Below are 19,571 nucleotides of genomic sequence, written 5' to 3'. Positions count from 1 at the left end.
CTCTCTACCGGCCGCACCATGGGTACTGTTGAACGGATGGAACCTCTGTCCGGAAAACACACCGGTGATCCCACCGACAACCGCTCGGACATCCGCGACTTCCTGACCAGCCGGCGCGCCAAGCTCGCCCCGGAGCGGGTCGGCCTGCCCGCCAGCGGACGCCGACGGGTTCCTGGACTACGGCGCGAGGAGGTCGCGGCCCTCGCCGGCGTGAGCACCGAGTGGTACACGCGGCTGGAGAAGGGCCACATCGGCGGTGTCTCCGAGAGCGTGCTGGAAGCGGTCGCGCAGGCGTTGCTCCTCAATGAGGACGAGCGCACCTACCTGCTCGATCTGGCCAGAGCGGCTCGCCCCGCCCGCCGCAGGTCGCCGCGCCGCAAGGACGTCAAGATCCCGTCTGCCGTCCAATGGATGGTGGACTCCATGACCATGGCCCCCGCCTTCGTGCGCGACGGCCGTTTGGACGTCGTCGCGAGCAACGCGCTGTGCAGGGCCCTGTACTCACCGATGTTCGACAGCGACACCACCGGCGACCGGGGCTGCGCCAATTTCGCCCGTTACTTCTTCCTCGACCCCGGCTCCGCTGACTTCTTCGTCGACTGGGAGGAAGGCGCCAGGGCCACGGTCGCAGTGCTCCGCGCCGAAGCCGGACGTGAACCTCACGACCGGGCCCTGCGTGAGCTCGTCGGCGAGCTGTCCACGCTCAGCCCCGACTTCCGCACCATGTGGGCCAGTCACGACGTCCGAGTCCGTCACGAAGGCGTCAAGCGGCTGGACCATCCCGACGTCGGCCGTCTGGAGATGACCTTCCGCTCCCTGAACCTGCCCCTGCCTCAACAGGCCGTCCACGACCTCATCATCTACACGGCCGAGCCGGGCACCCCCTCGGAGGACCGTCTCAAACTCCTCGCCAGTTGGACAGCACCGCAGACCTCCCTCACGGAACAGATCCGTTCAGGCGGGTGAGCGTGGCCGTTCCGGAGCGCGGGGAGGAGGAACTGACCGGGGGCGGGGTCAACCGCGTCGTCCGGGTCGGGGGCACGGTGCGCCGGCCGGCCCGCAGGTGGACGCCGGCGGTGCACGCCCTGCTGGACCATCTGGCGGAGGTGGGGTTCGGCGGCGCGCCCAGGGCGTACGGGTGCGATGGCGAGGGCCGGGAGGTGCTGGATTTCGTCCCGGGTGAGGTGCCGGACTATCCGCTGCCCGCGTACGTGATGACGGATGAGGCGCTGGCCGGGGCCGGGGTGTTGCTGCGGGGCTACCACGACGCGACGGTGGGCTTCGCGCCGCCGGAGGCCGCCGAGTGGTATTTCCCGCCGCGCGCTCCGGCGGAAGTGGTCTGCCACGGTGACGTGGCGCCGTACAACTGCGTCTTCCGGGAGGGGCGGCCGGTGGCGTTCATCGATTTCGACACCGCGCATCCGGGGCCGCGGGTGTGGGATGTGGCCTATGCCGCCTACCGGTTCGTGCCGTTGCATGATCCCGGCCGTGACGAGAGTGCTCCCGGGGTGGAGGAGCAGGCGCGTCGGCTGCGGGTGTTCGCCGGCGCGTACCGGCTCGGTGTGGAGGACGGGCAGGCGCTGACGCGGACGGCGCGGGCGCGGCTGGGGCATCTGGTGGCGCATATGCGTGCGGAGGCGGCGGCGGGTCATGCGGCGTTCGCCGCTCATGTCGCCGAGGGGCACGATCTGCTCTATCTCACCGACAGCGCGCATATCGCGCGTCATGAGGCGGTGTTGCTGGCGGCGCTTTCGCCGGAGGGGCGGGGCGGCGGGGCGGGGATGTCGGCGGGGTAGAGCGAGAGCGGCAGCCCGTACGGCTCGCCGCGGGGGGGCGGGGCGTGCTCGGCCTGGCCGGGCCGGGAGCATCGCCGGAAGCCGCGGCTGACCAGGGCGAGGGTCTGTTCGGTGCCGCCGCGTACGTGCCGGGTGCCGGCGAGGCGGACGATGCCGGCTTCGCGCAGGACGCGGACGTGGTGGCCGACGGTGCCCTTGGCGGCCTGCAGTGCCGCAGAATTGCCGGGCCGGAAGCGTTGGAAATCTCGACGCTTGATGCGTCACGTGGAGGAAGCCATGCCTCATTCGACGGCGTACGTCGTCACCGACAGACCCGAGCGCTACATCAAGCAGCTCGTTTCCCACATGGGTCACAAGGCGGAGGCCGCGCTCGGCGGCGACGGCCGGGCGGTCATCGAGTTGTCGTCCGGGCGTTGCGTGCTGCGGCCCCGCGGCGGATTGGAGCTGATCGCGACCGCCGCCGACGCGGAGTCGTTGCTCGGCGTGCGGGATGTCGTCACCCGTCACCTGCTGCGGTTCGCCGCCCAGGAGGAGCTGGTGGTCGACTGGTCGCCGCCGGTCGCGGGCGACGCGGCGTGGACGGTGTCCCCCGTCGTGGACGACTACCTGCTCACGCACTGCTCCCCCGCGGACGAGGTGCTGAACGACCTGGTGGTCAGGACGCGGGAGGAGACGGGCGGCGCGGCCGGGATGCAGGTCTCGCACGACGAGGGCGCCCTGCTGACGATGCTGGTGCGGATGTCGGGCGCCCGACTGGCCGTGGAGGTGGGGGTGTTCACCGGCTACTCCTCCATCTGCATCGCCCGGGGGCTGCCGCCGGACGGGCGGCTGCTGGCGTGCGACGTGAGCACGGAGTGGACGTCGATCGCCAGGAACTACTGGGAGCGCGCCGGTGTGGCCGACCGCGTGGACCTGCGGATCGGGCCGGCGCTGGAGACGCTGCGCGCGCTTCCCGCCGAGCCGGTCATCGGTTTCGCCTTCATCGACGCCGACAAGCAGAGCTATCCGGACTACTACGAGGAGGTGGTCACGCGGCTCAGTCCGGGCGGGCTGGTCGTGCTGGACAACGTGTTCCAGGGCGGGCGCGTGTTCGACCCGGCCTTCCAGGAGGGCGCGCAGGTGGCCATACGGCGTCTGAACGAGACGATCGCGCGGGACAGCCGGGTCGAGTCGGTGATGCTGCCGGTGCGTGACGGCGTCACGATCGCCCGGCGGGTGGGCTGACCCACGACGCTCCCGGGTCGCCCCCGGACCAGGCACACGCGGCGATCGGGACGCCCGGCGCAAGCTGCCGCCCAGGCCCGCCCAGCGCGGTGATCGACCTTCCCGGCCGGCAAGGGCTGGCTGTTGCATGGGGCGGGGCTTACGATGATCACATGTTCGGCTTGGGCACGGTCGAGGTGTTGGTCCTCGCCGTCATCGTGATCGCGCTCGTCGGTGTGGGTCTCGCGGCGGTGCGAGCCGGCGCCCGCCCCGCCGGGCCGCTGGCGTGGCGCAGCCCCGGCCTGCTGCCGCCGGTCTCGGCCGACCTGCAGCACCGGGTCCGGGAGCTGTACGCCGAGAACAAGAAGATCGAGGCGATCAAGCTGATCCGTGAGCAGACCGGGCTGGGCCTGAAGGAGGCCAAGGACCTGGCCGAGGCCCTGGTCGCCGGGCGGCCGCTGCCGGTGGCTCCGGGCCACGCGCGGCCTGATCTGGCGTCGCGGGTGCGGGAGCTCAAGGCGGCCGGGCGCGGCGAGCAGGCGGTGTTCCTGGTGCGCGGCGAGACGGGCATGGGCCAGGCGGAGGCCGAGCGGTTCGTCGAGGCGATCGACGTCGCCGACGCCGCCGGCGAGGCGTAGGAAAGACGCCGCCGCGGCGTTTGCTGTCGGTGCGGCTCGGTACGGTGTCGATCATGCTGCCCGTACAGGTGAACAGGCTGACCGTGCAGGAGGCCGGGGACCGCTATGTGGAGCTGGTCCGGGCCAAGACCGTGACCGGTGCGCTGTCACCCGCCACCGCCGAGGTGTACGCGCGGGACGTGGCCACGTTCGTACGGCTGGCCGGGCCGGGCCGGGTGCTGGACGACCTGACCGGTGAGGACGTCGACGCGGTGCTGCTGGCCTTCGCGCGCAAGCCGGACGAGCGCAGGAGGAACGGCCAGGGGAAGGACACCGCGAAAGGCACGGGGCAGAGCGCGGGGGTAAGCACAGGGCAGAGCGCGGCGTCGCAGGCGAGGTTCCGCCGGTCGGTGTCGGCGTTGTTCCGGCATGCGACGTCGGCGGGGTGGGTGCATCTGGATCCGATGGCGGCCTCGTCGGTGCGGGCGCGCGAGCGCGGCGGACTGCGGCCGGAGCGCCGGGCGCTGACGCGGGAGCAGGCCGAGGGCCTGATCGAGGCGGCGGGTTCGCCCGCCGCGCCGGCCGCGGAGGCGGCCGGTTCCGGCGCGCCGCGCCGCAGGCGGGCCGACCAGCGGACGGAGGTGCGTGACGCGCTGGTGGTGCTGCTGCTGACCACGCTGGGCCCGCGGGTGTCGGAGCTGGTGCGGGCCAACGTGGAGGACTTCTACACCAACGACGGGGTGCGTTACTGGCGGATCTTCGGCAAGGGCGGGCGGACCCGGGACGTTCCGCTGCCCGACGCCGTGGCCTCCGCGCTCGACGCGTACCTGGCGGTGCGGGCGGGCGGGGACGGTGAGAAGGCGCTGCTGCTGTCGTGGCGGGGCAGGCGGCTGGCACGGGGCGATGTGCAGGCGGTCATCGACCGGGTGCAGCGGCAGGTGGATCCCGGGCGGCGCCGGGCGGTGACGCCGCACGGGTTACGGCACACGACGGCGACGCACCTGCTGGCGGACGGCACGGACATGGACGCGGTGCGGCGGGTGCTGGGCCACAGCGACCTGTCGACGCTCGGCCGTTACCGGGACGACCTGCCCGGGGAGCTGGAGGTGGCGATGGGGTCGCATCCGCTGCTGCGCCGCCGGCGCGGCCGGGCCGGGCGGGACGACCAGGCCGGGCCGGACGCCTAGCGGGGTGTTCAGACGTCGCGCACGGGCTGGCGCAGGATGGTGCGCAGATCCGCGGGGTCGCTCTCCTGGACGCCGCTGAGGTAGATCTCGTGGTGGAGCCCGGCCGGGCGGAGACCGTGGGCGCGCATGAACTCGTCCATGAGCGCGAGCGACTTCGGTTCCTCGGCGAAGGAGCCGTGGTGGGTCATCTGGACGCACCGCCCGTCGGTGAAGGTGACGAGCTGGACGGCGTCGACGCCCGGGGCGGGGCGGGCGGCCTCGCGGGCCTGCTCGGCGAGGGCGGGGTCGAGGGTGGCGGGCAGGCGCAGGAACAGGTGCCAGTGCCATTCGTCCCTGGGGACGTCGAGGGGATGGCGGGTGGTGTCCTCGACCCACCAGCGGCCTTCGAGCACGGGCATGGGCAGTGCGGCGAGTTCGGTGAGGGGTCCCGCGACGGCGTACAGGGCGGTGATGGCTGCCATGTGCGCGGGTCCGCCGGGTGCGCCGCGCCCGGTGCCGCCGAGTCCGGTGACGGGGCCGAAGTCGGCGAGTTCGGGGGTGTCTGCGGCGGAATACCAGTTCATCGTTCGTCCTCCAGTCGAATCATCAGGTGGGTGACCAGCCGTTCGGGCGGGGTGGTCGCGGGGTCGGAGACGTAGGCCTCGCGGAGGGGGCCGGTGGGGGCGTGCCCGCGTTCGGCGCACCAGGTGAGCAGGGCGTGGGCGGTGAGCGCGATCTGGTCGTAGGGGCCGACGTGGGCGGCGACGGCGAACGTGCCGCCGGGCAGGATCTCGGGGGCGGCGCCGGGCACCTGCGGCAGGCCGGTGCCGGTGAGGGCGACCGCGACAGGGACGGACTCGCCGTAGTCGAGCGGGAACAGCCCGACGAGGGCGGGTGCGGGAGGCGCGGCGGCCAGCAGGCGGGCGACGCACGCGGAGGTGGCGCGGCCGATGTCCTCGGGGGTGGCCGCCAGGTCGCGGACGACGATCGCGGGGCGCGGCGGTTCGGTGACGAGGGTGACCTCGGCGCCGGGCAGGCCGGTGGCGAGGATGCGTTCGAGGCTCTTGAGGGTGCGCCTGCGGCGGGCGAGTTCGGCCTCCAGGTCGTCCCTGACCCGGGCGAGCGCGGACGCGGCGAAGCCCCCTCCCGGGGTGTCCCGTCCCCCGTCGCCGCCGCCGGACAACACGTCCGCGATGACGGGAAGAGGGACGTCGAGGGAGCGCAGCAGGCCGATGACGAGCGCGTCGCGGGCCTGTGCGGTCCGGTAGTAGCGGTAGCCGCTGGCGGGGTCGATCCAGGCGGGTTCGAGCAGCCCCAGCGCGGCGTAGTGGCGCAGTTGCTTGACGCTGAGCCGGGCGAGGCGGGCGAACTGCCCGATCGGCAGGAGACCGTCGTTCACGCGCCCCAGCATGGCCTCTCCCCCGGTGGGAGAGTCCATCGCGGGATTTTTCTGAGAAGTTGTCGTGCCGGGTGTCGAGAATGTGGTGCCGGCTCCGTCCCAGGGACACGAGCGGCGGCGACGGGCCGCGCGACGACGAAGGAGAACCACGATGAAATACCTGATCCTGAAGCACTACCGAGGTGGCCCGGCCCCCGTCGTCGACTGCGGGTCGATGGACAAGTGGACGCCGGAGGAGGTCGACGCGCACGTGCAGTTCATGCGCGACTTCGCGGCCCGGCTGGAGGAGACCGGTGAGTTCGTCGAAGGCCAGGCGCTGTCACCCGAGGGCGCGTTCGTGCGGTACGACGGCGAGGGGCGCCCACCGGTGACCGACGGCCCGTTCGCCGAGACCAAGGACCTCATCGCCGGCTGGATGGTCATCGACGTGGACTCGTGGGACCGCGCGGTCCAGCTGGCCGGGGAGCTGTCGGCCGCTCCCGGGCCCGGCGGCGACCCGATCCACGAGTGGCTCGAGGTCCGGCCGTTCCTCACCGAGCCGCCCACGGTCACCGAGTGAACGAGTCGCTGCTGCGGGAGCTCGTACCCGCGGTGATCGGTGTCCTCGTCCGGCGCGGAGCCGGCTTCGCGTCGGCCGAGGACGCCGTGCAGGAGGCCCTGATCCGGGCCCTGGACACCTGGCCCGGCGATCCGCCGCGCGATCCGAAGGCCTGGCTGGTCGCGGCCGCCTGGCGCAAATTCCTCGACGCCGCCCGCGCCGAGGCGTCGCGGCGGGGGCGGGAACTGGCCGTGGAGGCCGAGCCTCCCGCCGGTCCCTCACCCGCGACGGACGACACACTGCGGCTGTACTTCCTGTGCGCGCACCCCACCCTGCCGCAGAGCTCGGCCGTCGCCCTGACGCTGCGCGCGGTCGGCGGCCTGACCACGCGGCAGATCGCGGCCGCCTACCTCGTCCCCGAGGCGACCATGGCGCAGCGGATCAGCCGGGCCAAACGGCGGATCGCCGGGCTGCCGCTCGACCAGCCCGGCGACCTCGGGACGGTGCTGCGGGTGCTCTACCTCGTCTTCAACGAGGGGTACGGCGGAGACGTCGACCTGGCGGGCGAGGCGATCCGCCTGACCCGCCAGCTCGCCGCCTTGACCGACGAGCCCGAGGTCGCCGGGCTGCTCGCGCTCATGCTGCTGCACCATGCGCGCCGCGCGTCCCGCACCGGCCCGGGAGGCCGCCTGGTGCCCCTCGCCGAGCAGGACCGATCGCGCTGGGACACGCGCCTGATCGCCGAGGGGGTGGCGATCCTGCAGGCCGCCCTGGCCCGCGACCGGCTGGGTGAATACCAGGCGCAGGCCGCGATCGCCGCCCTGCACGCCGACGCCCGCAGCGCCTGCGAGACGGACTGGGTGCAGATCGTGGAGTGGTACGACGAGCTGCTGCTCCTGACCGGCAGCCCGGTGGTGCGGCTCAACCGCGCCGTGGCGGTCGGCGAGGCCGACGGGCCGCGGGCCGGCCTGGCGGCGCTGGCCGGCGTGGATCCCGGCCTGCCCCGCTACGCCGCGGTGACGGCATACCTGCACGAACGCGCGAGCGATCTCCATCTGGCCGCCGAGCTGTACGCCGAGGCCGCCCGCGCCGCCACCAGCATGCCGGAACGCGACCACCTCACTAGAGAGGCCGCACGGGTGCGGCAACTGCTTGCGCCGTGAGCGCGCCGCAGTGCTGCCGCCGGGGACGTCCAGGCATCGGGGAGGCGACCGGATTGACCCTCACGTAGCGGGAGGCCGCAGGCTTGGACCCGGAAGGGAGGAGAACCCATGGGCTACTCGGTCGGCCAGGTCGCCCGCTTCGCGGGGATCACCGTGCGGACGCTGCACCACTACGACGAGATCGGGCTGCTGCGGCCCAGCGAGCGGTCGGCCGCCGGATACCGGCGCTACAGCGAGCCGGACCTCGACCGGCTGCAGCAGGTGCTGTTCTACCGGGAGCTCGGGTTCTCCCTGGAGGAGATCGCCGTCATCCTCGACGAGCCGGGCTCCGACCCGGTGACCCACCTGCGCCGCCAGCACGAGTTGCTGCGACGCAGGATCGGGCGGCTGGAGGCGATGGCGGCGGCGGTCAAACATGCCATGGAGGCGAGGAAGATGGGGATTCCCCTCACGCCGGAGGAGCGGTTCGAAGTGTTCGGCGACTTCGACCCCGCGCAGTTCGCCGAGGAGGCGGAGGAACGCTGGGGCGGCACCGACGCGTTCGAGCAGACCCGCCGCCGGACGGCCCGCTACACCAGGGACGACTGGCGGGCCATCACGGCGGAGGCCGGCGAGGTGCTGCAGGCGTTCGCGGCGGCTTTCGCCGAGGGGGCGCCCGCGGACGGCGAGCGGGCGATGGACATGGCCGAACGGCACCGGGCGCACATCACCCGCTGGTTCTACGACTGCACCTACGAGATCCACAAGGGTCTCGGGGAGATGTACGTGGACGACCCGCGCTTCGCGGCCAACTACGAGCGGGTCGCCGAGGGCCTGAGCCACTACGTGCGCGAGGCGATCCACGCCAACGCGGCGCGCCACGCCTGACTGACCCCGGACCGCTGACCCGGAGTGCCCGGTCAGCGGTGTCCGGTCAGCGGTGTCGAGCCGGGGTCCGCTGAGGGAGGGGTCACAGCACGGCGGCCAGCGAACCGGTCATCAGGCGGCGCCACCCGCCGTCCATGATGGAGCGGGCCCGCCGCTGCATCTCGTTGCCGGGGTCGAAGCCCTCATGGGTGAGGAACAGCCGGGTGCCCCGGCCTTCGGGTTCGAGCGTCCACGTGATCGTCCAGTCGGCGCCGCCGGGGCTGGCGGGGTCGGCGTCGCGCCAGCCCAGACGGAGCATGCGTTCGGGCTCGAAGGCCAGCACCTCGGCCTGGACCGTGCCGGAGAACCCGGTGCCGGGCATGGCCGTCCCGCGCATGGTGTAGCGGTGTCCCACGCTGAGGCGGAAGTCGCCCGGCATGAACCACCGCGCGAGCAGGTCCGGGTCGGTCAGGGCCTGCCAGACGCGGGCGGGCGGGTGCGCCAGGTATTCGTCCAGGCGCAGCACGGTCGGGTCGTCGGCGTCGTTCATTGCTTCTCCTCGTCCGGGTCCTCCGGCTGGCCGCCGCCGTCGTGCGGGCGGCCTCCGGCGCCGGTTTCGCCGGTGGTTGTGATGCCTGTCGTTTCTGTGCCTGTCGTTTCTGTGCTTGTCGCTTCGGTGTCCGCGGTCGCGCTGTCGTCGAGCAGGTGGCGCAGGGCGGACAGCTTGTCGCGCCAGAACCGCTCGTAGGGGTCCAGCCAGTCGCGGACCCGCACGAGCGGAACGGGCTCCAGGCTGTAGAGCCGGCGCCTGCCGTCTCTGCGTTCGCTGACCAGGCCCGCCTCACGCAGCACCCGCAGGTGCTCGGAGAAGCTGGGCCGGGCCATGGAGAAGCAGGAGGCCAGCTCCTGCACGGACCGGGGGCCGCGCTCGCGGAGCAGGCGGAGCACCTCGCGCCGCACCGGGCTGGCGAGCGCGGCGAAGATCTCGTCTTCCGCCGACGGCGCCGACCATGACGCGGGAGACGCGGAAGACGCGGAAGACGACGGTGACTGCCGCCGTACGGCGGGGGTAACGTCCACGCCACCATAATAGGTAGGAAACTTCCTACCTGTCATCAGTGAGGGCTTCACTGACAGGAAACGCGCCCGAAACACGATCCAGTCAAGATGAGGACTCGTGATCAGGGCCATTCTGTTCGACCTCGACGAGACCCTTTTCGATCATCGCCGGGCGGTCGCGCACGCCGCGACCCGCTGGACCGAGTCGGTCTGCCCCGGGCATGAGCTGTTGCCGGAGGCGCCGGCGCTGTGGCTCGACCTGGAGGACAAGCACGTGCCCGCGTGGCAGGCCGGGGAGTGCTCGTTCGCCGAGCAGCGGCGCCGGCGGCTGCGCGAGTTCTGCCGGCGGCTCGGACTGCCCGAGCCCCCGGACCCGGACGCGGCCTTCGCCGGCTTCCTGACCCACTACGAGTCGGCCTGGGCCGCCTTCGCCGACGTGCACGAGGCGCTGGACGCGCTGGCGGCCCCCGACGACGCACCCGTGCTGGGCGTGCTCACCAACGGCGTGGCCGTGCAGCAGGAGGCCAAACTGCGCAGCATCGGGCTGATGGACCGCATGGAAGTGGTGCTTACGCCCGACACGCTCGGCGCGTTCAAGCCCGCCCCGCAGTGTTACCACAAGGCGGCGGCGAAGCTCGGCCTGCGCCCTCAGGAGGTGCTCATGGTCGGCGACAACCTCCTGTTCGACGCGGTCGCCCCCGCCCGGGCGGGGATGCACGGGGTGTGGCTCGACCGCTACCGCGCCGATCCCGGCGTCTCCTCCCCCGCCGTGGCGAGGATCACCACGCTGCGCGACCTGCCCGACGTGCTGGCCGCGCTGAGTCCGCGCCTGCTCGGCCCGTCACGCGCCGCCTGAACCGCCCAAGGTCCGTTCAAGCAGGCAGGCCCGCCGCGGCGACGCGACGGCGGGCGAAGCCGAGCCGTTCGTAGACGCCGACGGCCGCCCGGTTCCAGTCGTCCACCATCAGCGCCGCGCGGCCGTGTTCGGCGATCAGCGCGGAGGCCACGAACCGGCACACCCGCTCCCCCAGCCCGCGTCCCCGCGCCGGCGCGGCGGTCGCGACCCCGGCGAGCAGGCCCACCGTCGGCGCGGACCACGCGTCGGCCGCGACCGCCAGCAGGGCGCCCGAGCCGTCCCGTACGCCGGCCCACCGGCGTACACGCGGCAGGCCCGGCACGGCGTAGGAGCCGGGGTTGGCGGCGGCGAGCAGCGCCGCCACCTCCGTGGCGGCGGAGTCCGCCAGCCAGGACGCCGCACCCTCCAGACCTGTCACCCCCGTGCCCGTCGCTTCTGCGCTCGACGCCTCCGGGCTCGTCACCTCCCCGCGGGGTGGGGCGAGCTTTTCCGTGCCCATCCAGGAGAAGTGCCCGGCCAGTTCCAGTTCGGGCGCGGCCTCGACGACCCGTTCGATCAGCTGTGCGTCGCCGAGGGGCCGGTACGACGGCCCGCACTCGGCCAGGGCGTGCCGCACGAGCGCGACGACCTGGGCGGCCGTGCCCCGCACGACCAGGCGGTCACGCCGCGACGCCTCGGGGCTGGCCACCGCCACCGCGTCCCCGCACGCCCAGGCGCGTACGCCGGGCCGCATGCCCTGCGCCGCCCACACCACGAGGTCGTCGTCGCCCGAGGCGGCGACGACCTCGGCCTCGCTCACCAGTTCACGCACGCGCGTCCCTACAGGATCGCGCCCGGGGCGTAGGCGGCGTCGCCGGGATGGCGAGCGGTGATCTCGCCGACCCGCTCGGTCACGGCGGCGACCTGACCCGCGGCCGCGCCGGCGAAGGAGGCCCGGTCGGCCAGCAGCGCGTCGAGCTCGGCCCGGCCGAGCGGGAAGCGGTCGTCGGCGGCCAGGCGGTCGAGCAGCTCGTTGCCGGCGCCGCGCGAGCGCATGGCCAGCGCCGAGGCGACCGCGTGCTCCTTGATGATCTCGTGAGCGGTCTCGCGGCCGACCCCGGCCCGCACGGCCGCCATGAGCATCTTGGTCGTGGCGAGGAACGGCAGGTAGCGGCCCAGCTCGGCCTCGATGACCGCCGGGAACGCGCCGAACTCGTCCAGCACGGTCAGCATGGTCTCCACCAGGCCGTCGAAGGCGAAGAACGCGTCGGGCAGGGCGACCCGGCGGACGACCGAGCAGGACACGTCGCCCTCGTTCCACTGGTCGCCGGCGAGCTCCCCGGCCATCGAGGCGTACCCGCGCAGGATCACGGTGAGGCCGTTGACCCGCTCGCAGGAGCGGGTGTTCATCTTGTGCGGCATCGCCGACGAGCCGACCTGGCCCTCCTTGAAGCCCTCGGTGACCAGCTCGTGCCCGGCCATCAGGCGGATGGTCTTGGCCAGGGAGGACGGGGCGGCGGCCAGCTGCACCAGCGCGGTCAGCACGTCGTAGTCGAGCGAACGCGGGTAGACCTGGCCGACGCTGGTGAATCGGCGGGAGAACCCCAGGTGCGCGGCGACGCGGTCCTCCAGCGCGGCCAGCCGGTCCTCGCCGCCGAGCAGGTCGAGCATGTCCTGCGCGGTGCCGACCGGGCCCTTGATCCCGCGCAGCGGGTAGCGCTCCAGCAGGTCCTCAAGCCGCTCGTAGGCCACCAGCAGCTCGTCGGCGGCGGTCGCGAAGCGCTTGCCGAGCGTGGTCGCCTGCGCGGCGACGTTGTGCGAGCGGCCCGCCATGACGGTCGAGGAGTGCTCGGCGGCCAGGCGGCCCAGGCGGGCCAGCAGCGCCACGACCCGCGCGCGCACCAGCAGCAGGCTGTCGCGGATCTGCAGCTGCTCGACGTTCTCGGTCAGGTCGCGGGAGGTCATGCCCTTGTGGACGTGCTCGTGCCCGGCCAGGGCGTTGAACTCCTCGATGCGGGCCTTCACGTCGTGCCGCGTGACCTTCTCCCGCTCGGCGATGGAGGCCAGGTCGACCTGCTCGGCGACCTTCTCGTAGTCGGCGATCGCCTGCTCGGGCACCTCGATCCCGAGGTCGGCCTGGGCCTTCAGCACGGCGAGCCAGAGCCTGCGCTCCAGCACCACCTTGTGCTCGGGAGACCACAGGCGGGCCAGCTCCGGCGAAGCGTAACGGGCGGCCAGGACATTCGGGATACGCGGCTTGGCATTCACGTTGGCCCAGTCTATTGAGCCCGCTCCCGCCGGCTGTCCGCAGGTGCCGCGCACACTCACGGGACTCCCACCGCGCGCGTCTCACAGGTCTCACGGCGGGGCTCGCACAGTGCGGTTCTCAGCAGTGCGGTCTCAACAGTGGGGTTCTCACAGCGCAGGGGCCAGCCCGAACGCCGCGAACAGCTCCGGCCCGAACGAGGTGATCTCCGCGACCAGCCCGCCTTCCACCCGCACAAGCGTGAGGGCGAACGCGCGATACGCGGCGTCGCCGGGCCGGCGTGCGTACGACGCGACGGCCGGCTGCCGGTTGGCGCCGACCGGCAGCATCCGGAACCGCCCCTGGAAGCCGGGCGAGGCGGGATCGAAGCTGTCGGCCAGCGGCGCCGTGATCGCCTCGCGCCCCTCGAACCAGAACGGGTAGGGCGGCATCGACGAGCGGGCGTCGCCCGCCAGCAGCGCGGCGACGGCGGCGGCGTCGGCCGCCTCGTAGGCCGCCATCAGGCGCCTGAGCACGTCGCGTTCCGCGGCCGCCGCGGTGGCGCGCGGCCAGTCGGCCCTGCGCGCGGGCAGGTGGCGCCGCATCGTCGTGCGAGCCCGCTGCAGCGCGCTGTTGACCGCCGGCAGGCTCGTGCCGAGCAGGTCGGCGATCTCCCCGCCGGGCCGGGCGAGGACGTCGCGCAGGATCAGCGCGGCCCGCTGCCGCGGCGGCAGGTGCTGCAACGCGGCCAGGAACGCCAGCTCGATCGTCTCCCGGTCGACCACCTCGCCGCCGGGCCCGTCCTCCTCCAGCAGACGGTCGGGGAACGGCTGCAGCCAGGGGATGTCGGTCCTGGGCCCGGCCGCGGCCCGGCCGGGCTCGCTGGCGGGCTCCAGGTGATGCGGCAGCACCCGGCGCGGCAGCCGTTCGAGGGCGTCCAGGCAGGCGTTGGTGGCGATGCGGTAGAGCCACGCGCGGAACGTCGCCCGCCCCGCGAAGCCGGCGCGCCCGCGCCAGGCCCGCAGGAACGTCTCCTGAACCTGGTCCTCGGCGTCATCGAGCGAGCCGAGCATGCGGTAGCAGTGCACCCGCAGCTCCCCTCGGTAGCGCTCGCACAGCTCGCTGAACGCCGCCGCGTCGCCGGCCGCCGCGGCGGCCGCCTCCTGCGGCTCCTCCTCCACAAGCGTCTCCTTCGCCTTTTCCTTCACAGCGCGGGCATGGCCGCCGTACGGATGTGACGGCCGGGCGGGGGAAAACTCATCGGTCCCGGGCCACCGTCTCACGCGACGGGCTCGGCCGCCCGCGACTCGTGAGCGCCCCGGCCGCGCAGGCGGTCCATCTCCCGCCACTGCGGCAGCAGCGCGGCCAGGTTGGTGGTCAGGAAGTACGCCGCGCCGGCCACCAGCAGCACCGGCGCGAGACCGGACCACGCCACCGCCGCCCCCGCGATCAGCCCGCCCAGAGGGATGCCCGCCCACGCCATCGCGTCGCCCAGCGCGTTGACCCGGCCGCGCAGGGCGTGCGGCACCCGCTCGAAGGCGATCGCCCCCAGGATCGGATTGAGGAAGCCCCCACCGGCCCCGCTCACCGCGAACACCGCCAGCACCGCCCACATCGGCGCGCCGGAGGCCAGCACCAGGAACCGCGGCGCACCGGCCAGCAGGAACCCGGCGAAGAACACGACCCGGCGCGGCATCCGATGCGCCACGGCCGCGGCGACCAGGCTCCCCGCGACCGCCGTGGCGCTCCACACGCCGTTGCTCAATCCGATCGCGGTCGGGCCGTTGCCGGACCGCTCGGCCCACACGGGCAGCAGGACGGTGCCGAACGCCGCGTCCAGCAGGTTGGTGATCCCGACCATGACGATGATGGTGAGCAGCAGCGGCTCGCCGCGCAGGAAGGCGAAGCCCTCACCGAAACGCCGCCAGTAGCCGGAGCCGGACGCGGCCGGGGCTTGGTCCGCCGGGTGACCCATGCCGCGCGGCAGGGCGAACGCGATGATCAGCGACCCGAGGGCGAAGCACACGGCGTTGAGGACCAGACCGGTCAGCGGTCCCAGCAGCGCCACCATGAAGCCCCCGGCCGCCGGGCCGAGGGTCGAGGCCAGCCGCTCGGTCACGCCGGACAGGCCGGTGGCCCGCTCCAGCGGCACCCGGGCGCGCTCGGCGGCCTCCGGGACCATGATCTCCTTGGCCAGGTCGCCCGGGCCGCGCACGGCTCCGATCACCGCGACCAGGGCCAGCAGCACCGGGAAGGACAGCAGGCCCGCGGCGTGCAGCAGGGGAATCGCGCCGGCCGCGGCCGCGCTGACCGCGTCGGTGCTCCAGGACACGACCCGGGGTCCCGTCCGGTCCACCAGCGGCCCGGCCAGCGCCTTGACCACCACGTACGGAGTCATCTCGCAGAAGGCCACCAGCCCGGTCTGGGTGGCGCTGCCGGTCGTGACCAGCACGAACCACGGCAGCGCGACGGCCGACACCCGGGTGCCGGTCAGCGCGACCGCCATGGCCGCGAGCAGCCCGCCCAGCGGCCGCAGCCTCCGGGCGCGGGAGGAACCGCCGGTGATCGCGCCCTTGCCCGTGTCGTTGTCCGTGTCCTCGCCGGTCATGGGGTGTCGTCTTCCGGGGCGGCGGGCGCGTCCAGTTCGGGCAGGATCTGCACGATCACCGACACCCGTTCGGCGTCCTCGGGGGCGCCGGCCGCCTCCGGGCTGTCGCGGCGGTGGCGCGCGATGACCGCCCACAGCTCCTCCCGCAGGGCGGTGGCCTCCTGCGGGGTCAGCCGCAGCGCCCAGTCGCTCATGTCGCACGCGGCGCGCCACTCGCGCGGCATCGTCTGGAGCTCGTTGATCGCCCGCTGGGTGCGCATGGTGTAGGTGGCGGCGACCGACTGCAGGTAGGCCACCGTCGCCTCGGGTTCCTGCTCGGCCAGGTCCAGGTCGTCGAGGAAGGTCGACTGGTGGGCCGCGCGCCACCATCGCTCCCGCGCGTTCCCGCGCGTGGTGTCCTCCTGGACGAAGCCCGCGGCGGCGAGCCGGCGCAGGTGGTAGCTGGCCGCCCCGGAGTTGATGTTCAGCAGCTCGGCGAGCCGGGTGGCCGTCGACGGGCCGTGCTTGCGCAGCAGGCCCACCACCTGCACGCGCACCGGATGCGCGAGGGCGCGAAGCCCCTTCGCGTCGAGGACGACCGCGTCCTCCGTGAGCGGGCTCTGGGGCATGTCGCCGTGATCGGTCATGGCCCCACCATAAACCGCAAACAGTTCTTCGCGAAGACTCCTTCGCGAAGAACTGTTTGCGGTTATGCCTTTGTGACGGCCGGGTCACTTGGCCGGTTCGAGGGCCTCCTTGCCGTACACGGTGAGGTCGTCGTCGCCCGCCGCCGGCGGCTTCGGCGTACGGCGCATGCGCTCCTTGAGCCGCTCCACCATCGTGTAGAGCGTCGGCACCAGCACCAGCGTCAGCAGCGTCGAGGAGATCAGGCCGCCGATCACGACGATGGCCAGCGGCTGGGAGATGAACCCGCCCGACCCGGTCACGCCCAGCGCCATCGGGGTGAGCGCGCAGATCGTCGCGATCGCGGTCATCAGGATCGGGCGAAGCCGCCGCCGGCCGCCCTCCATGACCGCCTCCACCACGCCCAGCCCCTGCTCGCGATACTGGTTGATCAGGTCGATCAGCACGATCGCGTTGGTGACGACGATGCCGATCAGCATCAGCATGCCGATCAGCGCGGGCACACCGAGCGCCGTGTCGGTGGCCAGCAGCAGCCCGATCGCCCCGGTCGCCGCGAACGGGATCGACACCAGCAGAATCAGCGGCTGCACCAGGCTCCGGAACGTCGCCACCATGATCATGAAGACGATCGCCACCGCGAGCAGCATGGCCAGCCCCAGGTCGGCGAACGCGTCCTGCTGCTCGGAGCTCGCACCGCCGATCTCGTACGTCACCCCGGCCGGCAGCGTCAGCGTCTTCAGCGTGTCGGTGACCTTCGCGGTGATCGCACCGAGGTTGGACGCGTCGGCGGTGCCCGACACCGTCGCGGTGCGGTCGCCGTCCTGCCGGCTGATCTGGGTCGGGCCGTCGGCCTTCACCACGTCGGCCACGTCGCCGAGCTTCACCATGCCCGTCGCCGTGGGGATCGCGAGCTTCCTGATCGCCGCGATGTCCTCCGGCGCGTCACCGCCGGTGCGCAGGATCACGTCACTGGACCGGCCGTCGACGTCGATCGAGCCGACGGGCGCGCCGCGGAACGCCTGCGCGACCAGCTGCCCGATCCCGGCCTCGGTCAGGCCCCTGGCGGCGGCCTTCTCCCGGTCCACGTGCACCTCGACCCGCGGGACGCTGTCTTCGAGGTTGGAGGCGACGTCCCGCAGCCCGTCGATCCCGGCCATGGCGTCGCGCACCGCGGTGGCCGCCGTCTTCAGCGCGGCCTCGTCCGAGCCCTGCACGATGACCTGCACCTGGTCGGAGTTGAACCCGCCGCCGCTGCCGCCGACCGTGACGTCGCCGATGCCCTTCAGGCCCTCCAGCCTCTGCCGCAGCCGGTCCTCCAGGGCGGACGTCTCCACGCCCTCCTTCAGCGTGACGGAGAACGACGCGCGATCGGAGCTGCCGCCCACCCCGCCGAGGAAGCGGTTCCCGCCGCCGACCGTCACCTGGTAGGACTTCACGCCCCCGTCGGCCGCGAGCACCTCCTCGACCTTCTTGGCCGCCGCGTCGGTGGTCGCCAGGTCGGTCCCGACCGGCATCCGCTGGCTGATCTGCGTGGTGTCGTTGCCCGAGTTGTCGAGGAAGTTCGTCTTCAGGTTGGGCGCCAGCGCCATCGTGGCGGCGAACACCACCACCCCGATCAGCACCGTGACCAGGCGCCGCCGCGTCGCGAACCGCAGCACCGGCAGATAGATCCGCTGCAGCGGGCTGCGCAGCTCCCTGCGCTCGGCGTCCTCGCGTGCGGCCTGCGCCTCCTGCGGAGTGAGCGACGGCGCCTTGAGGAACCAGTACGCCAGCACCGGGATGACGGTCAGCGCCACCAGCAGCGACGCGAGCAGCGCCACGGTCACCGTGATGGCGAACGGGCTGAACAACTGCCCCACCATCCCGCCGACGAAGGCGATCGGCAGGAACACCGCGACCGTCGTGAGCGTCGAGGCGGTCACCGCGCCGGACACCTCGCGCACCGCGCCGAGGATCGCCCGCCGCTTCTCCTCGCCGTAGGCGAGATGGCGCTTGATGTTCTCCAGCACCACGATCGAGTCGTCGACCACCCGGCCCACGGCGATCGTCAGCGCCCCCAGCGTCAGCAGGTTCAGCGAGTAGTCGCCGATCCACAGCGCGATCAGCGCGATCACCACCGACAGGGGGATCGACACGGCCGTGACCAGGGTCGAACGGACCGACAGCAGGAACACCAGGATCACGAGCACGGCGAACGCCAGGCCCAGCAGGCCCTCGGTGGTGAGGTCCTCGATGGACCGCTCGACGTACGGCGCCTGGTCGAACACCACGGTCAGCTCAGCCGTGTCGCCGAGTGCACGCTTCAGGTCCGGCAGCGCGTCGTTCACCTTGTGGGAGATCTGCACGGCGTTGCCGTCGGGCACCATCGTGATCGACACGCCGAGGCTCGCAGTGCCGTTGGTGCGGGTGAGCGTGGTCGCCGAGGCGTCCACGACCTTGACGTCGGCCACGTCGCCGAGCTTGACCGGCTTCGGCCGGGCCGCGGCCGCACGGGCCTGCGCCGTCGCCGCGCTCGCCGACGCCTTCGGCCCGGCGGCGCCGCCCTGTGCCGCGCCCTGGCCAGCGGCCCGTCCTGCGCTCGCGCCGCCGCTCTGGCCGCCCGCGGCGCCCTGGCCCGCCGCGGGCGCGGCGGGGGTCAGGTAGAGGTTCTCGAGGTCCTTCACCGTACGCACCGGGTCGCCGATCTGCACGGTCAGCGACTTGCCGTCCTCGGTCAGCGTGCCGGCCGGGATCGACACCCCGTTGGCCCGCAGGAGATCGGGGATGGCCGCGGCCGACAACCCCAGCAGGGCGAGCTTTCCCTGGTCGGGGGTGATGACGACCTGCTGCTCGCTGGCGCCGCTGACGGTGACGTCCCGGACGCCCTCGATCGACTGCAGCTCCGGCACCATGATCTTCTCGATCTTGTCGACCATGGCGTGCTGGTCGCCGCCGTCGCCCACCGCGATCGCCATCACCGGGATGTCGTCGGTGCTGCCCGCGACCACCTGCGGATCGACGTCGGCCGGGAGCTGCGCCTTGATCCGGCTCACGGCCTGCTGCATCTTCCCGATCATCTGGTCGATGTCGGTGCCGAAGTCGTAGGCCACCTGCACCTGCGACATCCCCTCGCGGGAAGTGGAGGTGATGTCGGTGACGCCGGCGATACCCTGGAACGCGCTCTCGATCGGCTTGGTGACCTGCTCCTCCACGATCTCGGGAGCGGCGCCCGGATAACTCGCCACCGTGAACGCCGCCGGGAACTCCAGCGACGGGAAAAGCTGTTGCTTCAACGAGGGGATCGCGAACAAACCGACACCCGCGAGCACCAACGCGATCATGATCACGAGGGTGCGGTTGCCAAGGCTCAGCCTGGCCAAGGAGGTCATCCGAGCTCCTGACATCGGGGGAAAGTGTTTGCCCAAGCCTAACACTTCGCCTTGTCCGAACATTCAGCGGTCGCATTAACGGCTGGTAACCTCTTGACCTGAGA

At 72.8% G+C, this 19,571-nt stretch carries 19 protein-coding genes; 9 read left to right on the top strand and 10 right to left on the bottom strand.

The features are described from left to right. Window positions 1-36: 36 nt before the first annotated feature. The 5 genes from ACIBK1_RS16765 to ACIBK1_RS16745 all read left to right on the top strand — a co-directional run bounded on the left by ACIBK1_RS16765 (window position 37) and on the right by ACIBK1_RS16745 (window position 4,803). Window positions 37-966, top strand: a complete 930-nt coding sequence (locus ACIBK1_RS16765; protein ID WP_036406581.1) for a helix-turn-helix transcriptional regulator — start codon at window positions 37-39, stop codon at window positions 964-966. Next, window positions 963-1,796 (top strand): phosphotransferase enzyme family protein, encoded by an 834-nt coding sequence (locus ACIBK1_RS16760; protein ID WP_396735805.1) that lies wholly within the window; start codon window positions 963-965, stop codon window positions 1,794-1,796. The genes ACIBK1_RS16765 and ACIBK1_RS16760 overlap by 4 nt, the downstream gene beginning before the upstream one ends. Window positions 1,797-2,072: 276 nt before the next feature. Then, window positions 2,073-3,020 carry a DUF2218 domain-containing protein gene (locus ACIBK1_RS16755; protein WP_396735802.1) on the top strand — a complete coding sequence of 316 codons (948 nt, stop codon included), beginning with the start codon at window positions 2,073-2,075 and terminating at the stop codon, window positions 3,018-3,020. Between the two features lie 152 nt (window positions 3,021-3,172). Next, on the top strand, window positions 3,173-3,637 hold the full coding sequence (locus tag ACIBK1_RS16750; protein WP_051761737.1) for a ribosomal protein L7/L12: 465 nt from the start codon (window positions 3,173-3,175) through the stop codon (window positions 3,635-3,637). Between the two features lie 53 nt (window positions 3,638-3,690). Further along, window positions 3,691-4,803 carry a tyrosine-type recombinase/integrase gene (locus ACIBK1_RS16745; protein ID WP_051761750.1) on the top strand — a complete coding sequence of 371 codons (1,113 nt, stop codon included), beginning with the start codon at window positions 3,691-3,693 and terminating at the stop codon, window positions 4,801-4,803. A gap of 8 nt (window positions 4,804-4,811) precedes the next feature. On the opposite strand, the gene ACIBK1_RS16740 is transcribed toward ACIBK1_RS16745, so the two are convergent. Both ACIBK1_RS16740 and ACIBK1_RS16735 read right to left on the bottom strand, forming a co-directional pair. After that, window positions 4,812-5,366, bottom strand: a complete 555-nt coding sequence (locus tag ACIBK1_RS16740; protein WP_396735798.1) for a GyrI-like domain-containing protein — start codon at window positions 5,364-5,366, stop codon at window positions 4,812-4,814. Then, window positions 5,363-6,220 carry a MerR family transcriptional regulator gene (locus tag ACIBK1_RS16735; protein ID WP_231513887.1) on the bottom strand — a complete coding sequence of 286 codons (858 nt, stop codon included), beginning with the start codon at window positions 6,218-6,220 and terminating at the stop codon, window positions 5,363-5,365. Before ACIBK1_RS16735 ends, ACIBK1_RS16740 begins: the two co-directional genes overlap by 4 nt. 112 nt (window positions 6,221-6,332) lie before the next feature. On the opposite strand from ACIBK1_RS16735, the gene ACIBK1_RS16730 reads away from it, so the two are divergent. The 3 genes from ACIBK1_RS16730 (at window position 6,333) to ACIBK1_RS16720 (ending at window position 8,749) form a co-directional block, all read left to right on the top strand. Further along, a complete protein-coding gene (locus ACIBK1_RS16730) occupies window positions 6,333-6,740 on the top strand; it encodes a YciI family protein (protein WP_030508120.1) in 408 nt (135 codons plus the stop codon). Further along, entirely contained in the window at window positions 6,737-7,882 is a 1,146-nt protein-coding gene (locus ACIBK1_RS16725; protein WP_396735793.1) for an RNA polymerase sigma factor, read from the top strand. Before ACIBK1_RS16730 ends, ACIBK1_RS16725 begins: the two co-directional genes overlap by 4 nt. A 108-nt stretch (window positions 7,883-7,990) precedes the next feature. After that, complete coding sequence (locus tag ACIBK1_RS16720) at window positions 7,991-8,749, top strand: MerR family transcriptional regulator (RefSeq protein ID WP_396735790.1); 759 nt, start codon at window positions 7,991-7,993, stop codon at window positions 8,747-8,749. A gap of 82 nt (window positions 8,750-8,831) precedes the next feature. On the opposite strand, the gene ACIBK1_RS16715 is transcribed toward ACIBK1_RS16720, so the two are convergent. Continuing rightward, the gene (locus ACIBK1_RS16715; RefSeq protein ID WP_363536269.1) at window positions 8,832-9,278 is read right to left on the bottom strand and encodes an SRPBCC family protein; all 447 of its coding nucleotides are present in this window, start codon (window positions 9,276-9,278) and stop codon (window positions 8,832-8,834) included. Beyond that, entirely contained in the window at window positions 9,275-9,808 is a 534-nt protein-coding gene (locus tag ACIBK1_RS16710) for an ArsR/SmtB family transcription factor (protein ID WP_396735787.1), read from the bottom strand. Before ACIBK1_RS16710 ends, ACIBK1_RS16715 begins: the two co-directional genes overlap by 4 nt. 97 nt (window positions 9,809-9,905) lie before the next feature. Between ACIBK1_RS16710 and ACIBK1_RS16705 the strand changes: the two genes are divergently transcribed. Beyond that, on the top strand, window positions 9,906-10,643 hold the full coding sequence (locus tag ACIBK1_RS16705; protein ID WP_396735784.1) for an HAD family hydrolase: 738 nt from the start codon (window positions 9,906-9,908) through the stop codon (window positions 10,641-10,643). Between the two features lie 16 nt (window positions 10,644-10,659). Here ACIBK1_RS16705 and ACIBK1_RS16700 read toward each other — a convergent pair whose 3' ends face one another. The 6 genes from ACIBK1_RS16700 to ACIBK1_RS16675 form a co-directional block, all read right to left on the bottom strand. Next, window positions 10,660-11,454 carry a GNAT family N-acetyltransferase gene (locus ACIBK1_RS16700; RefSeq protein ID WP_396735781.1) on the bottom strand — a complete coding sequence of 265 codons (795 nt, stop codon included), beginning with the start codon at window positions 11,452-11,454 and terminating at the stop codon, window positions 10,660-10,662. A gap of 8 nt (window positions 11,455-11,462) precedes the next feature. Beyond that, window positions 11,463-12,890 carry an adenylosuccinate lyase gene (gene purB, locus ACIBK1_RS16695; RefSeq protein WP_396735778.1) on the bottom strand — a complete coding sequence of 476 codons (1,428 nt, stop codon included), beginning with the start codon at window positions 12,888-12,890 and terminating at the stop codon, window positions 11,463-11,465. A 147-nt stretch (window positions 12,891-13,037) separates the two neighbouring features. Further along, on the bottom strand, window positions 13,038-14,075 hold the full coding sequence (locus ACIBK1_RS16690) for an RNA polymerase subunit sigma-70 (RefSeq protein ID WP_396735775.1): 1,038 nt from the start codon (window positions 14,073-14,075) through the stop codon (window positions 13,038-13,040). A 71-nt stretch (window positions 14,076-14,146) separates the two neighbouring features. Next, window positions 14,147-15,475, bottom strand: a complete 1,329-nt coding sequence (locus tag ACIBK1_RS16685; protein WP_396735772.1) for an MFS transporter — start codon at window positions 15,473-15,475, stop codon at window positions 14,147-14,149. Next, entirely contained in the window at window positions 15,472-16,101 is a 630-nt protein-coding gene (locus tag ACIBK1_RS16680) for an ArsR/SmtB family transcription factor (RefSeq protein ID WP_030508110.1), read from the bottom strand. The genes ACIBK1_RS16685 and ACIBK1_RS16680 overlap by 4 nt, the downstream gene beginning before the upstream one ends. Window positions 16,102-16,185: 84 nt before the next feature. After that, on the bottom strand, window positions 16,186-19,467 hold the full coding sequence (locus tag ACIBK1_RS16675; RefSeq protein ID WP_396735769.1) for an efflux RND transporter permease subunit: 3,282 nt from the start codon (window positions 19,465-19,467) through the stop codon (window positions 16,186-16,188). Between the last annotated feature and the right edge of the window lie 104 nt (window positions 19,468-19,571).

Origin of the sequence: Microbispora rosea (assembly GCF_044460045.1) — a bacterium.
Lineage (GTDB): Bacteria > Actinomycetota > Actinomycetes > Streptosporangiales > Streptosporangiaceae > Microbispora > Microbispora rosea.
Note: the sequence above shows the minus strand (reverse complement) of the source record. Positions and strands in the feature narration are given on the sequence as shown.

Bases quoted from the DNA above. Each gene is read 5' to 3' on its own strand.
- ACIBK1_RS16730 (WP_030508120.1), top strand. From the start codon at position 6,333: ATGAAATACCTGATCCTGAAGCACTACCGAGGTGGCCCGGCCCCCGTC.
- ACIBK1_RS16750 (WP_051761737.1), top strand. From the start codon at position 3,173: ATGTTCGGCTTGGGCACGGTCGAGGTGTTGGTCCTCGCCGTCATCGTG.
- ACIBK1_RS16765 (WP_036406581.1), top strand. From the start codon at position 37: ATGGAACCTCTGTCCGGAAAACACACCGGTGATCCCACCGACAACCGC.
- ACIBK1_RS16720 (WP_396735790.1), top strand. From the start codon at position 7,991: ATGGGCTACTCGGTCGGCCAGGTCGCCCGCTTCGCGGGGATCACCGTG.
- ACIBK1_RS16740 (WP_396735798.1), bottom strand. From the start codon at position 5,366: ATGAACTGGTATTCCGCCGCAGACACCCCCGAACTCGCCGACTTCGGC.
- ACIBK1_RS16745 (WP_051761750.1), top strand. From the start codon at position 3,691: ATGCTGCCCGTACAGGTGAACAGGCTGACCGTGCAGGAGGCCGGGGAC.
- ACIBK1_RS16680 (WP_030508110.1), bottom strand. From the start codon at position 16,101: ATGACCGATCACGGCGACATGCCCCAGAGCCCGCTCACGGAGGACGCG.
- ACIBK1_RS16735 (WP_231513887.1), bottom strand. From the start codon at position 6,220: ATGGACTCTCCCACCGGGGGAGAGGCCATGCTGGGGCGCGTGAACGAC.
- ACIBK1_RS16685 (WP_396735772.1), bottom strand. From the start codon at position 15,475: ATGACCGGCGAGGACACGGACAACGACACGGGCAAGGGCGCGATCACC.
- ACIBK1_RS16715 (WP_363536269.1), bottom strand. From the start codon at position 9,278: ATGAACGACGCCGACGACCCGACCGTGCTGCGCCTGGACGAATACCTG.
- ACIBK1_RS16755 (WP_396735802.1), top strand. From the start codon at position 2,073: ATGCCTCATTCGACGGCGTACGTCGTCACCGACAGACCCGAGCGCTAC.
- ACIBK1_RS16675 (WP_396735769.1), bottom strand. From the start codon at position 19,467: ATGACCTCCTTGGCCAGGCTGAGCCTTGGCAACCGCACCCTCGTGATC.